The 12,713-nt window shown below is 63.5% G+C and carries 12 protein-coding genes; 3 read left to right on the top strand and 9 right to left on the bottom strand.

The window, feature by feature from the left end; all coding sequences use genetic code 11:
• Nucleotides 1-5 precede the first annotated feature (5 nt).
• The 5 genes from lepA to rpoE all read right to left on the bottom strand — a co-directional run bounded on the left by lepA (nucleotide 6) and on the right by rpoE (nucleotide 5,814).
• Nucleotides 6-1,805, bottom strand: a complete 1,800-nt coding sequence (gene lepA, locus ACLEJW_RS19515; protein WP_313294962.1) for a translation elongation factor 4 — start codon at nucleotides 1,803-1,805, stop codon at nucleotides 6-8.
• 192 nt (nucleotides 1,806-1,997) lie between these two features.
• A complete protein-coding gene (locus ACLEJW_RS19520; protein ID WP_371921264.1) occupies nucleotides 1,998-3,404 on the bottom strand; it encodes a DegQ family serine endoprotease in 1,407 nt (468 codons plus the stop codon).
• Between the two features lie 219 nt (nucleotides 3,405-3,623).
• Nucleotides 3,624-4,598: a MucB/RseB C-terminal domain-containing protein gene (locus ACLEJW_RS19525; protein WP_313294964.1), complete on the bottom strand. Its 975-nt coding sequence runs from the start codon at nucleotides 4,596-4,598 to the stop codon at nucleotides 3,624-3,626.
• Between the two features lie 12 nt (nucleotides 4,599-4,610).
• Nucleotides 4,611-5,201 carry a sigma-E factor negative regulatory protein gene (locus ACLEJW_RS19530; RefSeq protein ID WP_145187946.1) on the bottom strand — a complete coding sequence of 197 codons (591 nt, stop codon included), beginning with the start codon at nucleotides 5,199-5,201 and terminating at the stop codon, nucleotides 4,611-4,613.
• A 31-nt stretch (nucleotides 5,202-5,232) separates the two neighbouring features.
• The gene (gene rpoE, locus ACLEJW_RS19535) at nucleotides 5,233-5,814 is read right to left on the bottom strand and encodes an RNA polymerase sigma factor RpoE (RefSeq protein ID WP_003252049.1); all 582 of its coding nucleotides are present in this window, start codon (nucleotides 5,812-5,814) and stop codon (nucleotides 5,233-5,235) included.
• 433 nt (nucleotides 5,815-6,247) lie between these two features.
• On the opposite strand from rpoE, the gene nadB reads away from it, so the two are divergent.
• Nucleotides 6,248-7,849 (top strand): L-aspartate oxidase, encoded by a 1,602-nt coding sequence (nadB, locus tag ACLEJW_RS19540; protein ID WP_313294965.1) that lies wholly within the window; start codon nucleotides 6,248-6,250, stop codon nucleotides 7,847-7,849.
• A gap of 15 nt (nucleotides 7,850-7,864) precedes the next feature.
• Here the strand turns inward: nadB and ACLEJW_RS19545 are convergent, their stop codons facing one another.
• Entirely contained in the window at nucleotides 7,865-8,329 is a 465-nt protein-coding gene (locus tag ACLEJW_RS19545; RefSeq protein ID WP_145187952.1) for a protein YgfX, read from the bottom strand.
• Entirely contained in the window at nucleotides 8,313-8,567 is a 255-nt protein-coding gene (locus ACLEJW_RS19550) for an FAD assembly factor SdhE (protein ID WP_145187955.1), read from the bottom strand. Before ACLEJW_RS19550 ends, ACLEJW_RS19545 begins: the two co-directional genes overlap by 17 nt.
• A gap of 133 nt (nucleotides 8,568-8,700) precedes the next feature.
• Between ACLEJW_RS19550 and ygfZ the strand changes: the two genes are divergently transcribed.
• Complete coding sequence (gene ygfZ, locus ACLEJW_RS19555) at nucleotides 8,701-9,642, top strand: CAF17-like 4Fe-4S cluster assembly/insertion protein YgfZ (protein ID WP_440778072.1); 942 nt, start codon at nucleotides 8,701-8,703, stop codon at nucleotides 9,640-9,642.
• A gap of 31 nt (nucleotides 9,643-9,673) precedes the next feature.
• Nucleotides 9,674-10,480, top strand: a complete 807-nt coding sequence (locus ACLEJW_RS19560) for an HDOD domain-containing protein (RefSeq protein ID WP_313456908.1) — start codon at nucleotides 9,674-9,676, stop codon at nucleotides 10,478-10,480.
• A gap of 33 nt (nucleotides 10,481-10,513) precedes the next feature.
• On the opposite strand, the gene ACLEJW_RS19565 is transcribed toward ACLEJW_RS19560, so the two are convergent.
• Both ACLEJW_RS19565 and ACLEJW_RS19570 read right to left on the bottom strand, forming a co-directional pair.
• A complete protein-coding gene (locus ACLEJW_RS19565) occupies nucleotides 10,514-11,899 on the bottom strand; it encodes a sensor histidine kinase (RefSeq protein ID WP_313456910.1) in 1,386 nt (461 codons plus the stop codon).
• Nucleotides 11,892-12,563 (bottom strand): response regulator, encoded by a 672-nt coding sequence (locus tag ACLEJW_RS19570; RefSeq protein WP_145187966.1) that lies wholly within the window; start codon nucleotides 12,561-12,563, stop codon nucleotides 11,892-11,894. Before ACLEJW_RS19570 ends, ACLEJW_RS19565 begins: the two co-directional genes overlap by 8 nt.
• Nucleotides 12,564-12,713 lie beyond the last annotated feature (150 nt).

The raw sequence follows: 12,713 nt of genomic DNA on the forward strand, positions 1-12,713 counted from the left end.
AGGACCTAGCTATCCAACCTGAGCACGGCGAGGAAGGCTTCCTGTGGAATTTCCACGTTACCGACCTGTTTCATGCGTTTCTTACCGGCCTTCTGCTTCTCCAGCAGCTTCTTCTTACGGCTGACGTCACCGCCGTAGCACTTGGCCAGTACGTTCTTTCTGAGCGCCTTGACGGTTGTCCGCGCGATGATCTGGCCACCGATGGCTGCCTGGATCGCCACATCGAACATCTGCCGAGGGATCAGCTCCTTCATCTTCTCGGTCAACGCACGGCCTTTGTAGGCCGCGTTGTCGCGGTGCACGATCAATGCCAGGGCATCGACCTTGTCGCCGTTGATCAACACGTCCAGCTTGACCAGGTTGGCCGACTGGTAACGATCGAAATGGTAGTCCAGCGAAGCATAGCCACGACTGGTGGACTTCAGACGGTCGAAGAAGTCCAGCACCACTTCGTTCATCGGCATGTCATAGCGCACCTGCACCTGGCTGCCGAGGAACTGCATGTCACGCTGCACGCCACGTTTCTCGATGCACAGGGTGATGACGTTGCCCAGGTGCTCTTGAGGCACAAGGATGGTCGCCGTCACGATCGGTTCGCGGAAATCGGCTACCGCCGACACATCCGGAAGCTTCGACGGGTTGTCGACCACGATGGTTTCACCGGTCTTGAGCTCAAGCTCGTAAATCACGCTTGGCGCGGTGGTGATCAGGTCCAGGTCGTACTCGCGCTCCAGGCGCTCCTGGATGATCTCCATGTGCAACATGCCGAGGAAGCCGCAGCGGAAGCCGAAGCCCAGTGCATCGGAGCTTTCTGGCATGTATTGCAGCGACGAATCGTTGAGGGTCAGCTTTTGCAAGGCGTCGCGGAAGTCTTCGAAATCATCGGAGCTGACCGGGAACAGGCCCGCGTAGACCTGCGGCTGGATTTTCTTGAAGCCAGGCAGCACCTCGACCTCAGGGGTCGTCGACAGGGTCAGGGTGTCACCCACCGGTGCGCCGTGAATGTCCTTGATGCTGGCAATGATGAAGCCCACTTCACCGGCCTTGAGATCGGCGGTCTGAGTGTGCTTGGGAGTGAACACGCCTACGCTGTCGACCAGGTGCAGCTTGCCGGTGGACTTGACCAGGATCTTGTCGCCCTTCTTGACGCGACCGTGGCGCACGCGCACCAGCGACACAACCCCCAGGTAGTTGTCGAACCAGGAGTCGATGATCAGCGCCTGCAGCGGCGCGTCGATATCGCCCTGGGGCGCAGGAATGCTGTGCACCAGGCGCTCGAGGACCTCGTCGACGCCCATGCCGCTCTTGGCACTGCACGCCACAGCGTCGGTCGCGTCGATGCCGATGATCTTCTCGATCTCGTCCTTGACGCGGTCCGGGTCGGCCTGGGGCAGGTCCATCTTGTTGAGCACCGGCATCACTTCCAGGCCCTGCTCGATGGCGGTATAGCAGTTGGCCACGGACTGGGCTTCGACGCCCTGGCCAGCATCGACCACCAGCAAGGCGCCTTCGCAGGCCGCCAGCGAACGCGAGACTTCATAGGTGAAGTCGACGTGGCCAGGGGTGTCGATGAAGTTCAGCTGGTAGACCTTGCCGTCCTGCGCCTTGTAGTTGAGCGTGACGCTGTGGGCCTTGATGGTGATACCGCGTTCGCGCTCCAGGTCCATGGAGTCCAGTACCTGGGCTTCCATTTCGCGCGCTGTGAGGCCACCGCACATCTGGATGAAACGGTCGGCCAGCGTCGACTTGCCATGGTCGATGTGGGCGATGATGGAGAAATTGCGGATATGACTCAAATCACTCACGGGTCAACACTCGAAAAGGCTGCGAGCCGGGACGCCCGCCGAAAAATAGCCGGGAATTGTACCTGATGCTGCCCGGATATGGGAGATTCCTCTATCGGACTTAATGTTTCCCAGCAGCCACGGCGGTGCTGAAGAACTGCCGCACCCAGCAAAAAGGGCAGCCGAAGCTGCCCTTTTCATGCGATCGCGCGGTTATTCGGCGAGCTTGAAGGTGATGAAGCTGGCACGGCCCTGACGCAGTACCCGCATCGACACCGAGCGGTTCTTCGGCAGGTCCTTGGCGATTTCGGTGAACTGCTTGGCCGAAACCACCGCCTGGTTGTTGAGGTGGCTGATGACGTCACCTGGACGCAGGCCGATCATCGCCGCCGGGCCATCCTGCACTTCCTTGATCAACACGCCGCCCTTGAGTTCGAGGGTTTTCTTCTGCTCGGCGGTCAGGTCCGAAACGGCTACCCCCAGGCGGTTGCTGTTGCGCTCGGCGCTGCCTTCAGGGCCGGTGCCGCTGGCGATGTCGGCATCGTCGTCAGGCATCGGACCAACGGCCACGTCGAGGGTCTGGCGTTTGCCGTTGCGAATGATCTCGAGCTTGGCCTTCTGACCGTCCTTCAGGCTGCCGACCAGGTGCGGCAGGTCGGCCGACATGACGATGGGCTGGCCATTCATGCTCAGGATCACATCGCCCACCTGCAGCCCGCCTTTGGCTGCCGGGCCGTTTTCCAGCACCTGCGCGACCAGGGCACCCGCCGGCTTGTCCAGGCCGAACGACTCAGCCAGGTCCTTGTTGACCTCCTGAATCACCACACCCAGCCAACCGCGGCTGACCTTGCCATCTTTCTTCAGCTGATTGGAGACGTCCAGCGCGACGTCGATGGGAATCGCGAACGACAGCCCCATGAAACCGCCGGAGCGGGTGAAGATCTGCGAGTTGATGCCTACCACTTCACCCTGCATGTTGAACAGCGGGCCACCGGAGTTACCCGGGTTGATCGCCACGTCGGTCTGGATGAACGGCACATAGGTATCGTTAGGCAGGGTGCGCCCCTTGGCACTGACGATACCCTTGGTCACCGAGTGGTCGAAGCCGAACGGCGAACCGATGGCCAGCACCCATTCGCCGACCTTGAGCTTTTCCGAGTCGCCGAGCTTGACGGTTGGCAGGTTCTTGCCGTCGACCTTGAGCAAGGCGACGTCGGTACGCGGATCGGTGCCGATCAGCTTGGCTTGCAGCTCGCTGCGGTCGGACAGGCGAACGATGATTTCATCAGCATCGGCCACAACGTGGTTGTTGGTCAGCACGTAGCCATCGCTGGAGATGATGAAGCCCGAGCCCAGCGACATCGCCTCGCGCTGGCGATCCCCGCGTGGCGAGCGTGGCTGTTGCGGCAGGTTGCGTTCGAAGAACTCGCGGAACATCGGCGGCAGGCCTTCGAGGTCAGGCATCTGCCCGGCAGCGATGCGGCGCTCCGGCAGCTTCTGCTTGGTGCTGATGTTGACCACCGCAGGCGAAGCCTGCTCGACCAGCGTGGTGAAGTCCGGCAGGGCTTCCTCGGCCTGGGCCGTGAGCACCTGGCCAAGCATGAGCACGGCGGCGAACATCGATAGGTAGGATTTCAAGCGTGGTATTGACATACGGCTCCCGTCACAACGAGCGGTAGTTAGAAATGGCCCCGCAAAACGCAGGAAAGGCCAGGCTCCCAGAAGCCTGACCTATAGAAAATTTGCCGGAAGAATGCAAATGACAATGCTTTAATTTCATTTCAGACGCATGTCCGTCCGCCTGACCGCAGCCTGCTCAAGCCCGGAAAAAACGCGCCATCACTGGCGCGCCTGGGCATCCTGCGGGCGCATCGACAGCGCGACCCGTTCTGCCGTGCCCAGCGGAATCTCGCCGACCACAGTGACCATGACCTTGCCCTTGGGCGTGTTCAAACGCCGCGACACAGCCGAGGTCGGGCCTAGTTGAGTGCGCACGTCAGCACCGCCCTCGTCCTTGATCGGCTCCAGGAACACCGAAAAACGCGCCAGACCGTCGTCATACATCAAGCTGCTGATGCTGCTATCGCGCTGCGCGTCGCGCCGCACACTGCTGGTCACCAGCTCGAAGCCCGGCGGCAACCAATCGGAACGCCAACCGGCAACGGTCTCTTTGGAGGCAGTGGCACCGGGTTCGACCGCCTGGCAGGTAGCACTGGCCTGCAGATCCTGATCGCTGGGCACGTGGTCGGTGTCCAGCCGGGTCATCTGGAAGCGCTCGAGCAACTGCCCTTTGTCATTGAGCATCAAGGAGCGCAACGGCAAGCCGGTACGGCGATCCAGGTGCAGCTCGAAGCCGTAGCGATGCTGGTCGCGCGGCGTCAAGGTAAGGATGACCGCATCGCGCCCAGCGATCCGCGACTTGCCGGCCACGCTCAAGTCGTACCAGCTCATCAGTTTCAGCGGATCGAGTGAACGCTGCGCAGCCTCAGGCGCAGTGGCGAACGTGCTTGCGCTGCTGGCCAAGCCGCCACTTACACACTGCACCTTGCCGTTGATGCGCACGATCTCCTGGGCGGTGTCATCGAGCTGCAAAAGCCGCTCGCTGACCTTGCCACCCTGGACGCGGTGCCAGATATCGTGGGAAGAAAAGCTGCCGTTACGTTCGTAGACGAAGGAGCCTTGGTAACTCTGTTTTTGCTCGGCCTGTGCCAGCTTGTTCAGCCACTCATTCGCCTCAGGCGATGAGTTGGCCGCCAACGCTGGCACCGTCATGCAGCTGCCTATCAGCAGCGACAGGAGAGGTAGCGCGCGCATGAGCCTCCTTACTTAGCGGTTTTCCAGGCTGGCAGCGCGAGCGTACGGCAGTGCAGTTTCAGTGCCCTTGAGGGCCGATTCCTGGGCATGCTGGCGCAGGTAGCCTGGCAGACGCTGATCCCAGCCAGCCTGGTTCTGCAGGACACCATTGGCCATCGGGCCAGTGGCCTGATCGCTGCTTTCGCTGTAGCCAGCCAAGACCGCAGGGCCCTGGGTCTGAGGCATGCTCAGGCCTTGCTGTACCGGTTGCTGGGCAGCGAGCTCGGCACCGGTGATCTCGTCCTGGTTGTACATGCGCACACCGGCCAGCACGGCCACGGTGACCGAAGCGGCAACCGCCAGGCGACCGAGGGTGCGCCATGGGCCTTGCTTGGCCTTGGCAGGTACGGCTTCGTCAGCCAGCGCCGCGGATACCGCCGAGGCGATGTCCAGCTGGGGCAGCAACAATTCCTTGTGCATCGCTGCGCGGGCTACCTGGTAACGCGACCAGGTGGCACGGGTTTCGGAGTCGTCGACGGCGTTCAACACCCGACGCAATTCCAGTTGGTCCGCTTCGTTATCCATTACCGCGGACAGCGATTCCTGCAAAGCTTCACGACTCATGGCGGTTCCTCTCTTGGCTGTAGCCGCTGTCTCAGGTTTCCTGCAGCAGGGGCTGCAGGGCTTTATCTATGGCCTCCCGAGCGCGGAAGATTCGAGAGCGCACGGTACCCACCGGACATTGCATGACACTGGCAATGTCTTCGTAACTCAGCCCGTCGAATTCACGCAGGGTCAACGCCGTGCGCAGGTCTTCGGGTAGCTGCTGGATGGTGCGATGGACAGTGCCTTCGATTTCATCCCGCAACAACGAGCGCTCTGGGGACTCGAGATCCTTGAGACCATGATCGCCGTCGTAAAACTCCGCATCCTCGGAGCTCACATCGCTGTCTGGTGGCCGTCTTCCACGGGATACCAGATAGTTCTTCGCCGTGTTGATGGCGATGCGGTACAGCCAGGTATAAAACGCGCTGTCTCCGCGGAAATTGCCAAGCGCTCGGTAGGCCTTGATAAAGGCTTCCTGCGCCACATCCTGGGCCTCGTGGGTGTCGTGAACGAACCTCACGATCAACCCGAGAATCTTGTGCTGATACTTCAGCACCAACAGATCGAAAGCTCGCCTGTCGCCGCGCTGCACGCGCTCGACCAGCTGCTGATCCTCTTCCTGGGTTAGCATGAACACTCCTCGGTGAACTCGAAGGAGCGTTGCAGCCATCGTTCAGGCTTGCAACCATAGACTCGGGCTTTGCGCAAAAGTTCTCCCCTCCAAGCAAGTTTCCTGCGGCCCTTGGTCGGCTCGCACGAAAGACGCGGCGCGGTCACGGCTCGCTACGTCGATAATCAGGTTTCGAATACGCAGGTGTCAGCCCAGATAGAGCTGCCGCCCTGCGTCGCCGCGGCAATAGTGTGGCGTGCGGGCAGCCTTCATAGGATTTCCCGCCGTGTCGGAAAGTTCCCACAAAGATTGACTCAGCGCTCCCAGTGGCATGGAAATGGGCCACTGCAGGCTGCTATAAAGGCAGCCCGGCCAGCCTTCACGATAGTTTCACATTGCCATCTGCGCGTGACTATTGTGCCGTGCCCTTTCCAAAGATTACTAGTGTCCCGACATGAGCCAACAATTCCAACACGATGTCCTGGTGATCGGCAGCGGCGCAGCCGGTCTCAGCCTGGCACTGAACCTCCCCGGCCACCTGCGCATCGCCGTACTGAGCAAAGGCGATCTGGCCAATGGCTCGACCTTCTGGGCCCAGGGCGGCGTCGCTGCCGTGCTGGACGATACCGACACGGTGCAGTCGCACGTCGAGGACACGCTCAATGCCGGCGGCGGCCTGTGCGACGAAGCGGCGGTGCGCTTCACCGTCGAACATAGCCGTGAAGCCATCGAATGGCTGATCGAGCAGGGCGTACCCTTCACCCGTGACGAACACCACGGCGTCGATGACGGCGGCTTCGAGTTTCACCTGACCCGCGAAGGCGGGCACAGTCACCGGCGCATCATTCACGCCGCCGACGCCACCGGCGCGGCGATTTTCACCACGTTGCTCGAACAAGCGCGCAAGCGGCCCAACATCGAGCTGCTGGAGCAGCGCGTGGCGGTCGACCTGATTACCGAGCGGCGCCTGGGCCTGTCCGGTGAGCGCTGCCTCGGCGCCTACGTCCTGGACCGCAGCAGTGGCGAGGTCGATACCTTCGGCGCGCGCTTCACGGTGCTGGCCACCGGCGGCGCGGCCAAGGTCTATCTCTACACCAGCAACCCAGACGGCGCCTGTGGCGACGGCATCGCCATGGCCTGGCGCGCAGGCTGCCGGGTGGCCAACCTGGAGTTCAACCAGTTCCACCCGACCTGCCTGTATCATCCCCAGGCCAAGAGTTTCCTCATCACCGAGGCCTTGCGCGGCGAGGGCGCACTGCTGCGCCTGCCCAACGGCGAGCGCTTCATGCCGCGCTTCGATCCGCGCGAAGAACTGGCCCCACGGGATATCGTCGCCCGCGCCATCGACCATGAAATGAAGCGCCTGGGCGTGGACTGCGTCTATCTGGACATCACCCACAAGCCGGCTGAATTCATCACCTCGCACTTCCCGACGGTCTATGAGCGCTGCCTGGCCTTCGGCATCGACATTACCCGCCAGCCCATCCCGGTGGTACCGGCCGCCCACTACACGTGCGGCGGGGTGATGGTCGATGACCGCGGTCACACCGACGTGCCGGGCCTGTACGCCATCGGCGAGACCAGCTTCACCGGTCTGCACGGGGCCAACCGCATGGCCAGCAATTCGCTGCTCGAGTGCTTCGTCTACGGCCGCTCCGCTGCAGCCGACATCCAGGCCCATCTGGCCCAGGTCGCGATGCCCCAAGCCCTGCCCTGCTGGGACGCAAGCCAGGTGACCGATTCGGACGAGGACGTGATCATCGCCCACAATTGGGACGAACTGCGGCGCTTCATGTGGGACTATGTGGGTATCGTGCGCACCAGCAAGCGCCTGCAGCGGGCCGAGCATCGGGTGCGCCTGTTGCTCGACGAGATCGACGAGTTCTATAGCAACTACAAGGTAAGCCGCGACCTGATCGAGTTACGCAACCTGGCCCAGGTCGCCGAATTGATGATCCGCTCGGCCATGCAGCGCAAGGAAAGTCGCGGGCTGCATTACACCTTGGACTACCCGCAGTTGCTGCCCGAGGCCAAGGACACCATTCTCAGCCCGTAGTGAATCCAAGCCGTTTCAGCCAGCTGCCGCCGGGGTGCTGGCAAAGCGGCGCCGACCGAACCGCAGCCGCACCCGCAGGCGCCGGTGCTGCTCGATGTGCATGGCGTCTGCCGGTATGCACTGGCTTTCACTCAGCCAGCGCCCTGCCCTGACGAACCGCAGCACCACCAGCTGCGGCACCACCACGCTGTCGGTGCACAAGCGTACCGGCTGCCAGCCGTGGGCCTGACTGAACACGTGCCAGCCGCGTGCGTCGCGACGCAAGCCAGTCACCGCGCCAGGGTGAGTCAGCAGGATCCGTCGAGGAATGGCCCAGCAGGCGTGGACCACCAGCGCGGCAGCGATGCCGACGGCGAGCCAGGCGGGCAGCGCACTCAGCGCGAGGACCGGCAGGGCCAGTAGAAGGCCTGCCAGATAGGCCGCCAGCAACAGGCGCGAGCCTTGCCAGCGGCACTGGAAGCATTCACTTGGGCTGGACACGGTCCAGGATGATGCGAACCATGCGCTGCAGCTCCGGGTCCTGCGACTCGGTGCGTTCCATGAACCAGCCGAACATGTCCTGATCCTCGCAGCTCAACAGGCGCACGTAGAGTTCGCGGTCGGCTTCGCTCAAGGTCGGGTAGACCTCCTGGGTGAATGGCACCAGCAGCACGTCCAGTTCCAGCATGCCGCGACGGCTGTGCCAGAACAGCCGGTTGAGTTCAGTTTGTTCGACCATGGGGCCCTCCTCGAATGGTCGCGCAGTATACCGCGCGCTGAACGAAGCGGCACAGGGCGTTGGTCTAGTCACCTACCTATTTTGTTACTGGCGTTCTATGATGGCCGCCAGTCTTTAGCCACCGCGATGACCCATGGCCGATTCCGCTTTCTTCAGCCCCCTGTCCCACGAGGGCGTCCTCGCCGTCCGCGGCTCCGATGCCGGCAAGTTCCTGCAGGGCCAGCTGACCTGCAATATCAACTACCTGAGCCTCGAGCACGCAAGCCTAGGCGCCCGCTGCATGGTCAAGGGCCGCATGCAATCGAGCTTCCGTATCCTGCCCGAGGGCAACGGCTACCTGCTGGCCATGGCCAGCGAGCTGCTCGAGGCGCAACTGGCCGACCTGAAGAAGTACGCCGTGTTCTCCAAGGCCACGCTCACCGACGAGAGCGCTGCCTGGGTCCGCTTCGGCTTGCACGACGGGGCCGCTGCGCTGCACGCGCTGGGCCTGGTGCTGGCAGCGGAGGCTGGCAGCACCGCGCGCCACGATGGCTTGATCGCGATTGCGGTCAGCGCGGGTCGCAGCGAACTCTGGGTGCCGGTGGACCGCGCCGAGAGCGTTCGCCAGGCACTGGCGAGCAAGCTGGCTGAAGGCAGCCTCGACGATTGGCTGCTGGGGCAGATTCGCGCCGGCATCGGCCAGGTCACCGGGCCGACACGCGAGCTGTTCATTCCGCAGATGATCAACTTGCAGGCCGTCGATGGCGTGAGCTTCAAGAAAGGCTGCTACACCGGCCAGGAAATCGTCGCGCGCATGCAATACCTGGGCAAGCTCAAACGTCGCCAGTATCGCCTGGCGCTCGACCAGCAAGCACCGCCCGCGCCAGGCACGGCGATCTTCTCGCCGACCCACGGCTCGTCGGTCGGCGAGGTGGTGATCGCCGCGCGTGCCGAGCGCGGCTGTGAGCTGCTGGCGGTGCTCAGCGCCGAGGCGGTCGAGGATGACAACCTGCACCTGGCAAGCCTCGAAGGCCCTCGCCTGGCGCTGTTGAGCCTGCCCTACGAGCTGGACCGCGACCGCGAGATCCAGCGCTGATCAGTGCACCACCCTTGCCGTAGAGACGTTCATGAACAAGCTGGCCGAGATGGTTCAAGCGCAATTGCTCGCTGCCATCGAAAAGGATGACCTGGTCCTGCCCACCCTGCCGGAAGTGGCCCTCAGCATTCGCGAAGCGGCAGAGGACAGCGAGATCAGCGTGGCGGCCTTGAGCAAGGTGATCGGCCGCGATGCCGCGCTTTCGGCGCGGCTGATCAAGGTGGTCAATAGCCCGCTGCTGCGCGCTGCGGTTGAGGTCACCGACCTGCACACGGCGATCACCCGTCTCGGCATCAACTACAGCTGCAACCTGGCCATCGGCCTGGTGATCGAACAGATCTTCCATGCCCGCTCGCCAGCGGTCGAACAGAAACTGCGCGATATCTGGTCCAACAGCCTGGAAGTTGCGGGCATCAGTTATGAGCTGTGTCGACGCTTCACGCCACTCAAGGCCGATCAGGCTACCCTGGGTGGGCTGGTCAATCAGATCGGCGCCTTGCCGGTGCTGATCTATGCCGAAGAACACAACGAGTTGCTCTCCGACCCCGTCTGCCTGCACTACGTGATCGAACAGATTCAGCCTGTGCTGGGTGACAAGATTCTCTCGGCATGGGAGTTTCCCGAGCAACTGGTCAACCTGCCCAGCCAGGTTCAGGACCTGGACCGGCGTACCGACAAAGTCGACTACATCGACGTGGTGCAGATCGCCCGATGCCTGAGCCAGCGCGGGCGCAGCAGGCCTATGGCAGCGCTGCCGGCCTACCGTCACCTGGGCCTGCCCTACGGCACCGAACTGGATGTCGCCGAGCTGCTCGAAGCACGCAGCATGCTGCGCTGATAGCGCTGTTGGCGCTGGGCGCCGGCAGCGGATTCAGGCGCCATCTGCAATGAAACTCACGCGGACTTTCAGACCGCCTTTCGCGCCATCATGCAGGCTGATCTGCGCCAGGTGCGCGCGGCAGATTTCACCGACGATCGCCAAGCCCAGGCCGCTGCCCTGCACACTGCGCCGGTAGAAGCGTTCGAAGACTTTCTCGCGTTCCTCGAAGGGAATCCCCGGGCCGTCGTCTTCGACCTCCAGCACCGCCGGCGCCAGTACCCGCAAGATCACGTTGCCACCGGCCGGCGTATGCGCCAGTGCGTTGTCCACCAGGTTGCTCAGCAACTCGTTGAGCAAGGTCGGCTCGCCCTTGAGCCACACCGGTGCATCTGCCTCCAGGGCCAGGGCCACGCCGCGGTTGTGCGCCAGGGGCGCCATGGCCATGCCCAGCTCACGCGCCAGCTGGCTCAGGTCCAGACGCTGGGCGCCGCCTTCGGCGATGGCCCGAGCACCGTTCTCGACCCGTGCAAGCGACAGCAACTGGTTGGCCAGGTGAGTCAGGCGATCGGTGCCTTGCACGGCCGATGCCAGGGTCTGGCGCCATTGTTCAGGTTGCGTCGAGCGCAGGCCCAGTTCGACCCGAGCTTTCAGGGCGGCCAGGGGTGTGCGCAGTTCGTGGGCAGCCTCGGCGATGAATTGCGCTTGGCGTTCGAACTGTGCGCGCAAGCGTTCGGTGAAGTGGTTGAGGGCATGCACCAGCGGGCGCAGCTCGCGTTGCACCTGCACCACCGGCAGCGGCCGCAGGTCGTCCGGCTGGCGCTCCTCCACCGCCGTGCGCAGGCGCTCCAGCGGGCGCAGCGCAGCACTGACGGCGAACCACACCATCACCAACGCGCCAAGCGCCAGCATGCCAAGACGCAACAGGGTATCGGCCATCAGCCCGCGCGCCATGCGCACGCGCGCCTCTTCGGTTTCGGCCACACGAATCTCGGCCATGCCGTTCATGTTCGGCTCGCTGACTGCCTTGAGCAGGCTGACCACGCGCACGTCCTGGCCCAGGTAGGTGGCGTCGTAGAAGCGTGCGAGCGCCGGATAATCATCGGTGCGCGGCGTGCCTGGCGGTGGGGGCGGCAGCCGCTCGTAGCCGGAAATCAGCCGCTGCTCGATGTCCAGCACCTGGTAGTAGATGCGCCCGGCGCTGTCGTAGGCGAAGGTATCCAGGGCCACGTAAGGTACGTCGGCGCTGAGCGTACCGTCGCGCTGTGACAGGCCGGCGGCGATGGTTCGCGCCGAGGCCAGCAGGGTGCGGTCGTAGGCGGTATCGGCCGCCTCGCGGCCGTTCCAGTACGCGCTCAGGCCGCTGGCCAGCATCAGCACCACCAGCAACAGGGCCAGGTTGCCGACCAGCCGCGCGCGCAGGCTGCCGGTGTCACGCATCACGGTGCTCGAGCAGATACCCCAGGCCGCGGAAGGTCACGATGGCCACCGATTGGCCGTCGAGCTTCTTGCGCAGCCGATGAATATAGATCTCGATGGCATCGGCGCTGGCCTCCTCATCCAGGCCGAACACCTGGGCCGCCAGCTGCTCCTTGCTCATCACCCGGCCAGGCCGGGCGATCAGCGCTTCAAGTACGCTCTGTTCGCGCGAGGTCAGGGTCAGGGTGTCTTCCCCCAGATTGAAACGCCGGGTGTCCAGGTCGTAGACCAGCGGGCCGCAGCGCTGCTGCCGCTCGCCGCCGAGCACGCTGCGGCGCAGCAGGGCCTTGACCCGCGCCTCGAGCTCGGCCAGCTCGAAGGGCTTGGCCAGGTAGTCGTCGGCCCCCAGGTTGAGCCCATGGACGCGGTCCTTGACATCGCTGCGCGCGGTGAGCATCAGCACCGGCAAGGTCTTGCCACGACCGCGCAAGCGCGCCAGCACTTCGAAGCCGTCCATGCGCGGCAGGCCCACATCGAGCACGGCGACGGCATAGTCCTCGCTGGCCAGGGCCAAGTCGGCGGCCACGCCGTCATGCAGCACATCCACGTTCAGGCCATGGCTCTTGAGGGCCTGAGCCACGCTTTCAGCCAGTTGCAGATGGTCTTCCACCAGCAGCACACGCATCGGATTCTCCCAGCTCGGAGGGGGCAGTGGCGCGGAGTGTACCGCTGCCGTCAAGTCTGTGAAGCCCCTTGTAACAAACCTTTCACGCTGAAAGGTTAGCGAAAGGTTGGTTGCCTAGCATCGCACCACGGTCGCTCCACGCGCCGCCAT

Origin of the sequence: Pseudomonas sp. SMSB3, assembly GCF_052041965.1 — a bacterium.
Taxonomy (GTDB): Bacteria; Pseudomonadota; Gammaproteobacteria; order Pseudomonadales; family Pseudomonadaceae; genus Aquipseudomonas.

What these genes read in the sequence shown, in the direction of transcription:
- ACLEJW_RS19525 (WP_313294964.1), bottom strand. Translation starts at nt 4,598, where the DNA reads ATGCGCGCGCTACCTCTCCTGTCGCTGCTGATAGGCAGCTGCATGACG.
- ACLEJW_RS19550 (WP_145187955.1), bottom strand. Translation starts at nt 8,567, where the DNA reads ATGGTCGAACAAACTGAACTCAACCGGCTGTTCTGGCACAGCCGTCGC.
- nadB (WP_313294965.1), top strand. Translation starts at nt 6,248, where the DNA reads ATGAGCCAACAATTCCAACACGATGTCCTGGTGATCGGCAGCGGCGCA.
- ACLEJW_RS19565 (WP_313456910.1), bottom strand. Translation starts at nt 11,899, where the DNA reads ATGCGTGACACCGGCAGCCTGCGCGCGCGGCTGGTCGGCAACCTGGCC.
- ACLEJW_RS19520 (WP_371921264.1), bottom strand. Translation starts at nt 3,404, where the DNA reads ATGTTCGCCGCCGTGCTCATGCTTGGCCAGGTGCTCACGGCCCAGGCC.
- ACLEJW_RS19570 (WP_145187966.1), bottom strand. Translation starts at nt 12,563, where the DNA reads ATGCGTGTGCTGCTGGTGGAAGACCATCTGCAACTGGCTGAAAGCGTG.
- ACLEJW_RS19530 (WP_145187946.1), bottom strand. Translation starts at nt 5,201, where the DNA reads ATGAGTCGTGAAGCTTTGCAGGAATCGCTGTCCGCGGTAATGGATAAC.
- ygfZ (WP_440778072.1), top strand. Translation starts at nt 8,701, where the DNA reads ATGGCCGATTCCGCTTTCTTCAGCCCCCTGTCCCACGAGGGCGTCCTC.
- rpoE (WP_003252049.1), bottom strand. Translation starts at nt 5,814, where the DNA reads ATGCTAACCCAGGAAGAGGATCAGCAGCTGGTCGAGCGCGTGCAGCGC.
- ACLEJW_RS19560 (WP_313456908.1), top strand. Translation starts at nt 9,674, where the DNA reads ATGAACAAGCTGGCCGAGATGGTTCAAGCGCAATTGCTCGCTGCCATC.